General features: G+C 70.1%; 12 protein-coding genes. 5 read left to right on the top strand and 7 right to left on the bottom strand.

The features are described 5' to 3' along the window. Positions 1 to 61 precede the first annotated feature (61 nt). Complete coding sequence (locus ASF44_RS23400; protein ID WP_056901657.1) at positions 62 to 1,120, top strand: sensor domain-containing diguanylate cyclase; 1,059 nt, start codon at positions 62 to 64, stop codon at positions 1,118 to 1,120. Between the two features lie 4 nt (positions 1,121 to 1,124). On the opposite strand, the gene ASF44_RS23395 is transcribed toward ASF44_RS23400, so the two are convergent. Together ASF44_RS23395 and ASF44_RS23390 are read right to left on the bottom strand one after the other, a co-directional pair. Then, positions 1,125 to 1,820 (bottom strand): hypothetical protein, encoded by a 696-nt coding sequence (locus ASF44_RS23395; RefSeq protein WP_056901769.1) that lies wholly within the window; start codon positions 1,818 to 1,820, stop codon positions 1,125 to 1,127. Positions 1,821 to 1,830: 10 nt separating this feature from the next. Then, positions 1,831 to 2,856, bottom strand: a complete 1,026-nt coding sequence (locus ASF44_RS23390; RefSeq protein ID WP_056901656.1) for a TRAP transporter substrate-binding protein — start codon at positions 2,854 to 2,856, stop codon at positions 1,831 to 1,833. 108 nt (positions 2,857 to 2,964) lie between these two features. Here ASF44_RS23390 and ASF44_RS23385 point away from each other — a divergent pair, with 108 nt between their 5' ends. After that, positions 2,965 to 3,801, top strand: a complete 837-nt coding sequence (locus tag ASF44_RS23385; protein WP_056901655.1) for an IclR family transcriptional regulator — start codon at positions 2,965 to 2,967, stop codon at positions 3,799 to 3,801. A gap of 61 nt (positions 3,802 to 3,862) precedes the next feature. On the opposite strand, the gene ASF44_RS23380 is transcribed toward ASF44_RS23385, so the two are convergent. The 4 genes from ASF44_RS23380 to ASF44_RS23365 form a co-directional block, all read right to left on the bottom strand. After that, on the bottom strand, positions 3,863 to 5,248 hold the full coding sequence (locus tag ASF44_RS23380; protein ID WP_056901654.1) for a phosphatidylserine/phosphatidylglycerophosphate/cardiolipin synthase family protein: 1,386 nt from the start codon (positions 5,246 to 5,248) through the stop codon (positions 3,863 to 3,865). A gap of 19 nt (positions 5,249 to 5,267) precedes the next feature. Then, positions 5,268 to 6,374, bottom strand: coding sequence for a 5-methyltetrahydropteroyltriglutamate--homocysteine S-methyltransferase (locus ASF44_RS23375; RefSeq protein ID WP_056901653.1), 1,107 nt, complete (start codon positions 6,372 to 6,374; stop codon positions 5,268 to 5,270). A gap of 143 nt (positions 6,375 to 6,517) precedes the next feature. Further along, positions 6,518 to 7,423 carry an aldose 1-epimerase gene (locus ASF44_RS23370; protein WP_056901652.1) on the bottom strand — a complete coding sequence of 302 codons (906 nt, stop codon included), beginning with the start codon at positions 7,421 to 7,423 and terminating at the stop codon, positions 6,518 to 6,520. After that, positions 7,420 to 8,355, bottom strand: a complete 936-nt coding sequence (locus ASF44_RS23365; RefSeq protein ID WP_056901768.1) for an SMP-30/gluconolactonase/LRE family protein — start codon at positions 8,353 to 8,355, stop codon at positions 7,420 to 7,422. Before ASF44_RS23365 ends, ASF44_RS23370 begins: the two co-directional genes overlap by 4 nt. Positions 8,356 to 8,442: 87 nt before the next feature. Between ASF44_RS23365 and ASF44_RS23360 the strand changes: the two genes are divergently transcribed. After that, the gene (locus ASF44_RS23360; RefSeq protein ID WP_056901651.1) at positions 8,443 to 9,228 is read left to right on the top strand and encodes an SDR family NAD(P)-dependent oxidoreductase; all 786 of its coding nucleotides are present in this window, start codon (positions 8,443 to 8,445) and stop codon (positions 9,226 to 9,228) included. Here the strand turns inward: ASF44_RS23360 and ASF44_RS23355 are convergent, their stop codons facing one another. After that, on the bottom strand, positions 9,229 to 10,176 hold the full coding sequence (locus ASF44_RS23355) for a LysR family transcriptional regulator (RefSeq protein WP_056901650.1): 948 nt from the start codon (positions 10,174 to 10,176) through the stop codon (positions 9,229 to 9,231). Between the two features lie 186 nt (positions 10,177 to 10,362). On the opposite strand from ASF44_RS23355, the gene ASF44_RS23350 reads away from it, so the two are divergent. Next, complete coding sequence (locus ASF44_RS23350; protein WP_056901767.1) at positions 10,363 to 11,328, top strand: ABC transporter substrate-binding protein; 966 nt, start codon at positions 10,363 to 10,365, stop codon at positions 11,326 to 11,328. Between the two features lie 29 nt (positions 11,329 to 11,357). Further along, positions 11,358 to 12,422, top strand: a complete 1,065-nt coding sequence (chvE, locus tag ASF44_RS23345) for a multiple monosaccharide ABC transporter substrate-binding protein (RefSeq protein WP_056901649.1) — start codon at positions 11,358 to 11,360, stop codon at positions 12,420 to 12,422. Positions 12,423 to 12,427: the final 5 nt, after the last annotated feature.

The raw sequence follows: 12,427 nt of genomic DNA, 5'->3' as shown, positions 1-12,427 counted from the left end.
CGCCGCTTTGGCCCAGGCCAGCTCCCACGGCGGGGCTGCCGTCCTTCTTCTTGCTTCCCGCATGGCCGCCGAACTGAATCGCTTGCCCCGGCTCGTCTACCCGCTGCGTGTGGTGGGCATGGGGCTGGGCGCTGCCGTCGCCATGGTGGTGCTGCACGAGCGCCAGGCCGCGCCAGCGGTGTGGGCCGTGGTGTTCTGCGGCGGCTTCGTCTGGCCGCACCTGGCGTACTGGCTGGCACGGCGCAGCGGCCATCCGCAGCGCGCCGAGGTGCGCAACCTGCTCGTCGATTCGGCCATCGCGGGCGCCTTCGTGCCGCTCATGCAGTTCAACCTGCTGCCCAGCGTGCTGCTGGTCACGCTGACCACGATGGACAAGATCAGCACCGGGGTGCGGCTGCTGTGGCTGCGGTCGCTGCCGGGCATGCTGGCGGCCGCTGCGCTGGCGGCGTGGTGGATGGGGGCGCCCATGGTGGTGGAGAGCAGCATGCAGGTCGTCGTCGCCTGCATTCCCATGCTGGTCATCCACACGCTGGCGGTCAACGTGTCGAGCTACCGGCTGATCCGCAAGGTCTCGCAGCAGAACCGCATGCTCGACGAGCTGCGCCGCATCGACCCGCTGACCGGCCTGTACGGGCGCACCCACTGGGAGCAGCAGGCCAGCGAGGTCCTGCGGCGCCATGGCGCCACCGGCGAGCCGGCCTGCCTGATGATGCTGGACATCGACGGCTTCAAGCAGATCAACGATGGCCGCGGCCACACGGTGGGCGACGACGTGATCCGCGCCATGGGCCAGATCGTGCGTGCCTGCGTGCGTGCCAGCGACTGTGCCGGCCGCTACGGCGGCGACGAGTTCGCGGTCCTGCTGCGCGGCACCGACATGGCGCAGGCCCGCGAGATCGCCCAGCGCATCCGGGCCGAGACCGAGGCCCACCGCTTCCGCGAGCACGAGGAGCTGCGCTTCACCAGCAGCATCGGCATTGCCGCCGTGCAGCGGCACTATGCAACGCCGCGCGACTGGATCGCCGCCGCCGATACCGCGCTCTACGAGGCCAAACGCGCCGGGCGCAACCGTGTCGAGGTCAGGCCGCCCAGCCGCCGGGCGCCGCTGGCGAGCTCCTGAGGGTTCAGAGCACGGCGTCGGCCACGTCGCCCGGCAGCGCGCTGTAGGCCAGCTGGTACAGGTTGCGCTGCGTTCCCGGCGCGGCCCCCAGGGCGGTGAGCCGGGCATCGGCCAGCGGGCCGTCCGACAGCGCCGCCAGGGCCACGGCGTCGTAGCCGCAGGCCAGCAGCACCCAGTCGGCGTAGCGGTCGTTCAGCCCCCGCAGCTTCTGCTCGGCGGTCTGCGCGATGTCCGGCGTCTCGTGGCGCAGCAGGTGCAGGCCGGCCAGGCCGGGCTGCACGCAGGCTTCGGCGGCCAGCCCGCGCAGCGCGCTGCGCAGCCGGTCCTCGTGCCCGGGCGCGGGCGACAGCCGCACGGCCAGCGCGTGGCCGGCCATGCTGCCGCCACGGCTTTCCAGCACGCGGCACTGGCTGCGCACCATCTCGCGGTGCTCGGGCATCAGGCGCGTCGACCAGGCCGTCGGCGCGTTGAGCCGCGCCAGGTAGGCCGCAGAGGACAGCACGCCGTGGTCCTCCAGCTCGTACAGCACGAACACCCCCGCGCCGCCGTCGGCGCTGCGCCAGCGCGAGGCACGGCGAAAGCCCGGGATGCCCAGCCGCTCGGGGAAGTGCTCGTGCGCGTGCCAGTGCTCGAAATCTTCGCGGGCCGGCGCCGCCATGTCCCACCACATGGCCAGCGCGGCCTTGCCAAGAAGCGCCAAGGCGTCGCCCCTACTGGCCGCCGCGCAGGCGGGCGAGGTCGGCATTGACCTGCTGCACCAGCGCCTCGCCCACCTCGCGCGAGAACTTGTCGGTGACGGCCTGCACCTTCTCGCGCAGGCGCTTGATCTCGGCCGCGCTGACCTCGTTCACCTGCATGCTCTTCTTCAGCGCCTCGATGGACTCGCCCTCCTTGCGCTGCACGGCCTGGCGCTCGAACTGGCGGGCGTCGTCGGCGGCCTCGCGCACCACCTTGCGCTCGGCCTCGTTGAGCGCGTCCCAGGTCTTCCGGCCCATCATGAAGGGCATGCCGGTGTAGACGTGGCGCGTGAGCGAGAGGTACTTCTGCACCTCGGCGAACTTGGCGGACTCGATCACGCCCAGCGGGTTGTCCTGGCCGTCGATGGCGCGCGACTCCAGCGCGCCGTAGACCTCGCCGAAGGTCATGGGCACGGGATTGGCGCCGAGTGCGTTGAACAGATCCAGGAAGATCGGCGAGCCGATCACGCGGATCTTCAGGCCCGCCACATCCTCGGCGCGCACGATGGGCCGCTTGCTGTTGGTCATGTGGCGAAAGCCCAGGTCCCAGATGCCCAGGCCCACGATGCCGTGCTGGGCCAGGTCGGCCTGCAGCTGCGTGCCGGCCGGGCCGTCGGCGATCGCATAGGCCTCCTGCGGCGTGTTGAACAAAAAGGGCAGGTCGAACACCATGAAGCGCTTGTCCAGCGAGGCCACGATGCCGGTGGCCATGGAGGTGAAGTCCAGCGTGCCGCCGCGCACGGCCGACAGGTTCTGCATGTCGCTGCCCAGCACCGCCCCCGGGAACAGGTTCACGCGCAGCTTGCCGCCGCTGCGCTGGGCCACGGCGTCGGCGAACCTCTGCGCGCCCAGGCCCAGCGGGTGGTCCTTGGCCAGGCTGAAGGCGAAGCGCAGCGTGCGCTCGCGGATCTCCTGCGCATGCAGTGCCGGTGCGCCGAGCAATGCGGCGCCGGCGGCGCCTGCCACCAGGCGGCGGCGGGAAAGCGATGGGTGTTGCATGGGTCTCCTCGTTCGAAAAAGCGGGCGGATCATTGCAGAATGTTGAAAGTCTTCCAAATTTTGGAAGCCATTCAAATTTTGAACATCGCAAGTCCTTGAAAGCACAGCATGAGCGGCGCCCTCGAGAAGTCCCTGGCCATCCTGGAATACCTGATCGCCCACCCCGACGGTGTGCCGCTGGCGCAGATCGCCACCGAGCTGGGCCAGCTGCGCAGCGGCTGCCACCGCACGCTGCAGGAGCTGATCCGCCACGGCTACGTGCGCCAGCTGCCGCAGCGTGGCGACTACGCGCTGACGACCAAGATGGCCTCGATGGGGCTGAGCTTCCTCTCCAAGTCGGGCGTGGTCGACATCGCCCAGCCGGTGATCCACCGGCTGGCGCAGGCCACCGGGGAACTGGTGCGCCTGGCCATCGTCGACGGCGAGCGGCTGACCCTGGTGGCCAAGGCGCAGGGCGCGCGCTCGGGCCTGCTGTACGACCCGGACATGGGCATCGACCTGCGCCTGTCGTGCAGCGCCGCGGGCCAGGCCTGGCTCATGACGCTGCCCGAGGATGTGGCCATCGCCTACGTCACGCGCCAGGGCATGGGCCAGCCGAAGAACTTCGGCCCCAACGCGCCGACCTCGTTCAAGGCCTTGCTCAAGGTGCTGGACGAACACCGCAAGCGGCGCTGGAGCGTGATCGAGGAGGCCTATGCGCCGGGCATGAGCTCGATGGCCGCGCCGGTGCAGCGGCCCGGCGATCCGGCCACGGGCGTGCTGGTGGTGGCCGGGCCGTCGGCGCGGCTCACGGCGTCGCGCATGCAGCAGTTCGGGCCGGCGCTGCTGGAGGCGGCGGCAGAACTGGCCACCACGGGGCAGGCGTCGGCGTTGCTGAAGTCGGCGAACGTGGGCACCTGGGGCAACGTGCCCGAGCGTGCGGCCGGGCGCAGGCGGGCGGGGTGAGCGCGGACGTGAGCGCGCGCGGCGGGCGGGTGGCGGGCGTGGGACGGGCGCTGCCGCGCGCTCAGAGCTGGAAGGCCACCGCCAGCAGCAGCCCTTCGGCGATGTCGCGGCCCAGCCCTGGCGTCTCGGGCTGGTAGGGGCTTCCCAGTGCGCGCTGGCCCTCGATCCACTGCGCCAGCCAGCCGATCTCGGCCGCGCCGTAGAACACCACGCCGGCCTCGTGGTTCAGGAGCAGGCTGCGCAGGTCCAGGTTGATGGAGCCGGCCAGCGCGATCTGCTCGTCGACCACCACGGCCTTGGCGTGCGACATGGCGGGCAGCAGGTGGAAGGCCACGCCGGCCTCGGCCAGGTCGCGCATGGCGCGGCTGCGCGCGAAGTCGGCCAGCCGGTGGTTGGACTCGGCGGGCAGCACGATGTCCACCGCCACGCCGCGGCGGGCGGCACGGCGCAAGGCATCGCGCAGCGCGTCGTCGGGGATGAAGTAGGGCGTCGCCGCCAGGATGCGGTGCTCGGCGCGGTAGCAGGCGTCGATCAGCAGCGCGTGGGCGGTGTCGTCGGCCTGGTCGGGGCCGCTGGGCAGGAACTGCGCGGGCGCGCCCCGGTCGCCAGCGGCGATGGGCGCGACGGGCGCCACCGTGCGCGGCTGCGACTGCCGCACGGCGGCCCAGTCGCGCTCGAACTGCCAGGCCGCGGCGCTGGCCACCGGCCCTTCCACGTCGAAGGACAGGTCGGTCCAGGCGGCGATGCCGGCATCGCCCTCGAAGTACTCTGCCGCCAGGTTGCGCCCGCCGCTCCACAGCCGGTGGTCGTCGGCGATGGCCAGCTTGCGGTGGTTGCGCAGGTTGCGCGGGCCGTTGTTGCGCAGGCTCAGCAGCGGGCGGAACACCGCCACGTCGCCGCCGGCCTCGCGCAGCCGGTCGAAATGCCGGCGCGGCAGCTGCAGCGCGCCGAACCCGTCGAGCAGCACGCGCACCTGCACGCCTGCCCTGGCGCGCTCCGCCAGCCGGTCGACCACCGCATCGCCGAAGGCGTCGCGGCCGATGATGAAGGTGCAGATGTCCAGCCGGTGCTGGGCGCCGGCGATGAGTTCCCACAGCGCCGCGCAGGCCTGCGTGCCGCCGGCATGGAAGCGTGTGCGGTTGTGGCTGGGCGGCGCGAGTTCGAAGCCGTCCAGCAGGTCGGCCGCCCAGTGCGTGAAGCGCGTGGGCCGGCTGCCGCGCAACCGTGGGCGGCCCAGCGGCCGCAGCTTGCGCCGGCCGAACAGCAGGAACAGCGGCAGCATCAGGTAGGGCAGCAGCGCCAGGCCCATGACCCAGGCGATGGCCGTGGTCGGCGCGCGCGGCTGGCGCCGGGCCCGGTTGGTCAGGATGTAGACGAGCACCGCCAGCGCGCCGAACAGCAGGTGCTGCGAGACGCTGGGCAGCCAGGATATCAGGGCATGCGCCACCGGTGCGCCGGCGTGGGTGTCAGCCCCAGACTTCCTGGGCGGTCTCGATCACCAGGCGCAGCTTGTCGCGCTGCGCCTGCACCGCGATGTTGTTGCCGTGCACGGTGCTGGAAAAACCGCACTGCGGACTCAGCGCGAGCTGGTCCAAAGGCGCGTGGCGGGCGGCCTCGTCGATGCGGCGCTTGAGGTCGTCCTTGCTTTCCATCTGGCCGAACTTGGTGGTCACCAGGCCCAGCACCACGGTCTTGCCCTTGGGCAGGTAGCGCAGCGGGCGGAAGTCGCCCGAGCGGTCGTCGTCGTACTCGAGGAAGTAGGCGTCCAGGTCCATCTCCTGCAGCAGTGCCTCGGCCACCGGCTCGTAGTTGCCGGCTGCGGCGTGCGTGCTCTTGAAGTTGCCGCGGCACAGGTGCATGGCCAGCAGCATGCCGGCGGGCTTCTGGGCCACGACCTTGTTGATGAACCTGGCATAGCGGTGCGGCAGTTCGTTGGGGTCGTCGCCGCGCTGGCGTGCGGCCTCGCGCATCTTCTCGTCGCACAGGTACGCCAGGTTGGTGTCGTCCATCTGCACGTAGGTGCAGCCGGCGGCGGCCAGCGAACGCAGCTCGTCGCCATAGGCTTTGGCCACGTCGTCGTAGAAGTCCGGCTCGAGCTCGGGGTAGGCGTCCTTGCTGATGCCGGCACGCCCGCCGCGGAAGTGCAGCATGGTGGGCGAGGGGATGGTCACCTTGGGGGTGTTGCCGGCGGCCACCTGGCTCTTGAGGTACTGGAAGTCGGCCAGCTGGATGTCCTTGGCGTGGCGCACCTTGTCGATCACGCGCATCACGGGCGGCGCGAGCTCTTCGGTGCCGTCGGGCTTGCGGATGGTGACCGGGATGTCGGTCTTCACGCCGCCCAGCTGTTCCAGGAAATCGATGTGGAAGTAGGTGCGGCGGAACTCGCCGTCGGTGATGCTCTGGAGCCCCACGTCCTGCTGGAACTGCACGATCTCGGCGATGGCCTGGTCTTCGACCCGGCGCAGCTGCTCGGGCGTGATCTGGCCGGCGGCCTTCTGTTCACGCGCTTGCAGCAGGTAGGCGGGGCGCAGGAAGCTGCCGACGTGGTCGTAGCGGGCGGGCAATTGGTGCATTGTTTCCTCCGTTGTGGGCGACGCATTGCGCAAACGCCCTGCGGCGGACGGCGAGCCTGCGGGCGGGCGCTTGCGGGGACGCGCAGTGTAGTGCGCCTCCCGCCGCCATGGCCCAGGCCCCGGCTTCTGTGGGTGCTTGGGGATCAGAGGCTGCCGAAGCGCCACTGCACGTGCAGGCGCAGCGCCTGGCCGTGCGCCAGCACGCGCAGGCCAGGGCGGCCGGGCATGTGGAAGGCGTTGATGGGGTGCGTGATCGGCTCGAAGCACAGCGCCGGGCCGTGGGGCGGCCGGTAGACCAGGCAGCAGGGCGCGGATGCTCCGGGGTCGGGCGTGCTCAGCGTGAGCCGCAGGCCGTGCTCGGGCCAGTCGATGCGGGCCTGGCCCTGCCAGCCGCCGTAGCCGTTGTCGATGAAGCTGCCGTGCGCGGGAATGCCGGCGTTGAGGTCCCAGTCGGCCGGCAGATCCCGGGTGTAGCCGGTCGGGATCGGATCCTTGCCGCTCAGCCACACGCCGTCGACATCGGCCTGCACGCGCATGCCCGGCGTGCGCGAGAACCAGGGGTGCAGGCCCAGGCCATAGGGCAGCGGCGCGGCGCCCAGGTGCTGCACCTCGACCGTCTGGTCGAGCCCGCCCGGCACCAGGCGAAAGTGCTGCGTGGCCGCGTAGTCGTAGGGGTTGCCGCCGAAGTTGCGCGAGCGCAGCGCCATGCGCAGCGTGTCGGGGGCCGGCTGCTCCAGCGACCAGGCCTGCAGCCAGCCATCGCCATGGATGGGGTAGGGCTCGCCTGCGCGGTTGGGCTGCATGGCGTGCAGGTGGCCGTCCTGCGTGAAGCCGCCCTGCGCGATGCGGTTGGACCAGGGCAGCATCGCGAACGAGGCCAGCTGGTAGAGGTCGGCAGCCTGGCCGTCCCAGGGGCGCCAGAGGTCCAGCTGGCTGCCGTCGGGCCGCGCGCAGCGCCAGGCCGCGACCGCGCCGCCCAGCGAGGGCACGAGGCCGAGTTCCTGGCCTGCGTGGCGCAGCCAGCGCACGGGGTGTTGGGGATGGGTCAAGCCTTGTCTCCGAAGCGGTGGGCCGGCAGGCCAGGACTGTCCAGCGCCACGGCGAACAGTGCGCCGGCCAGCGGCTGCGCGGCGCGGGCCGCGGCATCCAGCCCGGTGGCGGCGCTGGTGACGAACAGCGTGCAGAGGTCGGGCCCGCCGAAGGCGCAGCTCGTGATCTGGCGCGCGGGCAGCGCGATGCGGCACAGCTCGGCCGCGCTCTCGGGGTCGTGGCAGCTCACGCAGCCGCCGCCCCAGTGCGCGATCCAGATACGTCCGGCCGCGTCGGTGCACATGCCGTCGGGCACGCCGTCCTGCGCGGCGAAGCGCAGCCAGGGCCTGCGCCCGGAGACCGTGCCGGCCACGGTGTCGAAGTCGTAGGCCAGCACCTGCGCCTGCACGGTGTCGTTGAAGTACATGGTGCCGCCGTCGCGCGACCAGGTGGGGCCGTTGGTGACGGCGAAGCCGCCGTCGTGCCGGCTGCAGCCGCCATCGGGATCGAAGCGGTACAGCGCACCGGTGGGCGCGGCGCAGTCGAAGTCCATGCTGCCGGCCCAGAAGCGGCCCTGCGCATCGCACTTGCCGTCGTTGAAGCGGTTGTGCGCGGGCTCGCCCGCGGGCCGGTGCAGCGGCGTGAGCCGCCCGTCCTGCGGATCGAAGGTGGCGAAGCCGTGCCGCAGCGCCAGCAGCAGGCCGGTGCCGTCCGTGCCATCGCCGCATTCGGCCACGGCCGAGACCTCTTCGCCGAACTCCCAGCTGCTGCGTGCGCCGTCCTGCCAGCGCCAGCGGTGCAGCCGCCGGCCCAGGATGTCGACCCACCACAGCGCTTGCGTGCGCGGCGACCACAGCGCGCCTTCGCCGAGCAGGGCATCGGCAGCCCACACGCAACGCGGCGCGGACAGGGGCCGCGGCGCGGCAGGCATGGGCTTGGGATCGTGCGGCATGGGCGGGGGCTTGACGCGGCGCATCGTATCAAGGCACATTCATATTTGAAAGAGACGATTTTGTCTTTGAACGATAGCAAACTGAATATGTCAAACACATTCCCCGGAGACACCCGCACCTCATACCCCAGCCTGCGCGGGCGCAACTGCTTCGTGACGGGCGGGGGCAGCGGCATCGGCGCGGCCATCGTCTCCGCGCTGGCGGCCCAAGGCGCGCGCGTGGCCTTCGTCGACGTTGCGGAGGCGGCCAGCCGCGCGCTGGCAGAAGGCCTGGCCCAGGCCGGCCACGGCGAGGTCTGGTGGCGCACCTGCGACGTGCGCGACATCGCCGCGCTGCAGGCCGCCATCGCCGACGCGCAGGCGGCGCTGGGCGACTTCGCGGTGCTTGTGAACAACGTGGCCAGCGACGACAGGCACACGCTGGAATCGGTCACGCCGGCCTACTACGACGACCGCATCGCCATCAACGAGCGGCCGGCCTTCTTCGCGATCCAGGCCGTGGTGCCGGGCATGCGCCGGCTCGGCGCCGGCTCCGTCGTCAACCTGGGCTCCACGGGCTGGCAGGGCAAGGGCACGGGCTACCCGGTCTACGCGATCGCCAAGTCGTCCGTCAACGGGCTCACGCGCGGCCTGGCGCGCACGCTGGGGGCCGACCGCATCCGCATCAACACCGTGTCGCCCGGCTGGGTCATGACCGAGCGGCAGATCCGCCTCTGGCTCGATGCCGAGGGCGAGAAGGAGCTGGCCCGCAACCAGTGCCTGCCCGACAAGCTGGCGCCGCACGACATCGCCGCCATGGTGCTGTTCCTGGCGTCCGACGACGCCAGGATGTGCACGGCGCAGGAGTTCACGGTGGACGCCGGCTGGGTCTGATCAGCTGTCCATGCGCTTGCCATAGGCCGAGAACGCGGCCGTGCGCAGCGCCTGCATCAGCAGCGTGGCGCCCGGCGAGAGCAGCCGGTCGCTGCGCGTGATGAGACCGAAGTCGTCCATGTGGCAGGGCATGTCCAGCGGCAGCACGCTGACGATGCCGTGCGCCGCGTAGTAGCGCGCCACCTCGGTCGCCACCACGCACAGCATGTCGCTTTGCTGCAGCATGCGCGTGATGAACAGGATGGCCGCGCTCTCGATCACGTTGAAGGGCGGCTCCAGGCCGGCCTCCTGGAACATCAGATCGAAGCGGTGCCGCAGCACGCTGCTGGCCGGCGGCACGATCCAGCCGGCCTGCACCACATCCGCCAGCGTGAGCCCGCTCGCACCGGCCAGCGGATGGCCCGGCCGCGCCACGGCGCAGACGGGCTCGCCCGTCACGGCCTCGTAGCGCAGGTTGGTCTTGTCCTCGCCGGCGAAGAAGCGCGCCACCGCGATGTCCAGCTTGCCCTGGCGCAAGCGCTCGATCAGGGGCGGGCTGTTCTCGATCTCCAGCGCCACGCGCAGGCTGGGCTGCTCGCGCTTGACCATGGCGATGGCCGGCGGCAGCAGGGCCAACGCCGGCGCCGTGATCGCGCCCACGGCCACCTGCCCGTAGCGCCCGGCCTTCAGCGCGCTGAGCTCCTCGTGCGCCTGGTTCAGGCTCGCCAGCGCCTGGCGCGCATGGCGGATCATGGTCTCGCCGTACCAGGTGGGGCGCATGCCGCGCGGCAGCCGCTCGAACAGCGGCACCTCCAGCACATCCTCCAGGTCCTTGAGCAACTTGGAGGCGGCCGGCTGCGTCATGCTGAGCTGGCGCGCGGCGGCGTGGATGTTGCCCTCTTCGGCCAGCGCGGACAGCAGCAGCAGTTGGCGCGTCTTGAGCCGGGCCTGCAGAAACCAGTGCGACATCGGGTTTTCCTGATGATTGAATTGATATCGGTTTTGTCCAAAAAACAATTGGATTGATACATTTTTCATTCTTACACTGGCGCCCGGCTCCGGCAAGCCGCTCTAGCCATAGCAAGACGCGGATACCGCCCTACCAAACCAGCAGGAGACAACGCCATGCCACAAGACCGCACCGCCCTGAACAGCATCGCCCTGAACCGCAGAGACCTCGTTGCCGCCGCCGCGGCGCTCGCCCTTGGCAGCGTGCTGCCGGGCCAGGCCTTCGCCCAGAAGAAGATCGTGCTGGGCTTCAGCCAGGTCGGCGCCGAGAGCGAATGGCGCACCGCCAACACCGAATCCATCAAGGCCGCGGCCAAGGACGCCGGCATCGAGCTCAAGTTCTCCGACGCGCAGCAGAAGCAGGAGAACCAGATCAAGGCCATCCGCGCCTTCATCGCGCAGAAGGTCGACGTGATCGCGTTCTCGCCGGTCGTCGAATCGGGCTGGGACAACGTGCTGCGCGAAGCCAAGGCCGCCAAGATTCCCGTGGTGCTGACCGACCGCGCGGTGAATTCGAAGGACACCTCGCTCTACGTCACCTTCATGGGCTCGGACTTCGTCGAGGAAGGCCGCAAGGCCGGCCGCTGGCTGGTCGACAAGATGAAGGACCAGAAGGGCGAGGTGCGCATCGTCGAGCTGCAGGGCACCGTGGGCTCGGCCCCGGCCATCGACCGCAAGAAGGGCTTCGAGGAAATCATCAAGGCCGACCCGAAGTTCAAGATCGTGCGCAGCCAGACCGGCGACTTCACGCGCGCCAAGGGCAAGGAGGTGATGGAAGCCTTCCTCAAGGCCGAGGGCAAGGGCATCAACGTGCTCTACGCGCACAACGACGACATGGCCATCGGCGCGATCCAGGCCATCGAGGAGGCCGGCCTCAAGCCCGCCAAGGACATCACCATCATCTCCATCGACGCCGTGAAGGGCGCCTTCGAGGCCATGATCGCCGGCAAGCTCAACGTGTCGGTGGAATGCAGCCCGCTGCTGGGGCCGCAGCTCATGACGGCGGTGAAGGACATCGTGGCCGGCAAGACCATCCCCAAGCGCATCGAGACGGTGGAGAGCATCTTCCCGATGGAGACGGCGGCGGCGGAGTTCCCGAAGCGCAAGTACTGATCGCATCCCCCACAACAAAGAGACTCGCCATGAAGCGCACATTCCTCAAGACCCTCGTCGCGGCCGCCACCGTGCTGGCCCTCGCGCCCTGGGCGCAGGCCCAGGACAAGGGCATGGTCGGCATCTCCATGCCCACCAAGTCCTCGGCCCGCTGGATCGACGACGGCAACAACATGGTCAAGGTGCTGAAGGAGCGCGGCTACAAGACCGACCTGCAGTACGCCGACGACGACATCCCCAACCAGCTGGCGCAGATCGAGAACATGGTGACCAAGGGCGCCAAGGTGCTCGTGATCGCCTCCATCGACGGCACCACGCTCTCCAAGGCGCTGCAGAACGCGGCCGACAAGGGCGTGAAGGTCATCGCCTACGACCGGCTCATCAAGGGCTCGAAGAACGTGGACTATTACGCCACCTTCGACAACTTCCAGGTGGGCGTGCTGCAGGCGTCCTCCATCGTCGACGCGCTGGGCTTGAAGAGCGGCAAGGGCCCGTTCAACATCGAGCTCTTCGGCGGCTCGCCGGACGACAACAACGCCTTCTTCTTCTACGACGGCGCGATGTCGGTCCTGAAGCCCTACATCGACAGCGGCAAGCTGGTCGTGCGCAGCAAGCAGATGGGCATGGACAAGGTCGGCACGCTGCGCTGGGACGGCGCCGTCGCCCAGGCGCGCATGGACAACCTGCTGTCGGCCTTCTACGGCAATGCCAAGGTCGATGCCGTGCTCTCCCCCTACGACGGCCTGTCCATCGGCATCCTCTCGTCGCTCAAGGGCGTGGGCTACTGCACCAAGCAGACGCCGTGCCCCGTCGTGAGCGGGCAGGACGCCGAGGTGCAGTCCGTCAAGTCGATCCTGCGCGGCGAGCAGTACTCCACCATCTTCAAGGACACGCGCGAGCTGGCCAAGGTGGCGGCCAACATGGTGGACGCAGTGGTCTCGGGCAAGGCGCCCGAGGTCAACGACACCAAGACCTACAACAACGGCGTGAAGGTCGTGCCGTCCTACCTGCTCAAGCCGGTGACGGTGGACAAGGCCAACTGGGAGCCGGTGCTGGTCGGCAGCGGCTACTACAAGGCCGCCCAGATCAAGTAATCGCC

Origin of the sequence: Pseudorhodoferax sp. Leaf274 (genome assembly GCF_001422445.1) — a bacterium.
Taxonomy (GTDB): Bacteria; Pseudomonadota; Gammaproteobacteria; order Burkholderiales; family Burkholderiaceae_C; genus Pseudorhodoferax.
This window is presented reverse-complemented; position numbering and strand designations above follow the sequence as displayed.

Bases quoted from the DNA above. Each gene is read 5' to 3' on its own strand.
- ASF44_RS23400 (WP_056901657.1), top strand. From the start codon at position 62: ATGGCCGCCGAACTGAATCGCTTGCCCCGGCTCGTCTACCCGCTGCGT.
- ASF44_RS23390 (WP_056901656.1), bottom strand. From the start codon at position 2,856: ATGCAACACCCATCGCTTTCCCGCCGCCGCCTGGTGGCAGGCGCCGCC.
- ASF44_RS23385 (WP_056901655.1), top strand. From the start codon at position 2,965: ATGAGCGGCGCCCTCGAGAAGTCCCTGGCCATCCTGGAATACCTGATC.
- ASF44_RS23375 (WP_056901653.1), bottom strand. From the start codon at position 6,374: ATGCACCAATTGCCCGCCCGCTACGACCACGTCGGCAGCTTCCTGCGC.
- ASF44_RS23365 (WP_056901768.1), bottom strand. From the start codon at position 8,355: ATGCCGCACGATCCCAAGCCCATGCCTGCCGCGCCGCGGCCCCTGTCC.
- ASF44_RS23360 (WP_056901651.1), top strand. From the start codon at position 8,443: ATGTCAAACACATTCCCCGGAGACACCCGCACCTCATACCCCAGCCTG.
- ASF44_RS23355 (WP_056901650.1), bottom strand. From the start codon at position 10,176: ATGTCGCACTGGTTTCTGCAGGCCCGGCTCAAGACGCGCCAACTGCTG.
- chvE (WP_056901649.1), top strand. From the start codon at position 11,358: ATGAAGCGCACATTCCTCAAGACCCTCGTCGCGGCCGCCACCGTGCTG.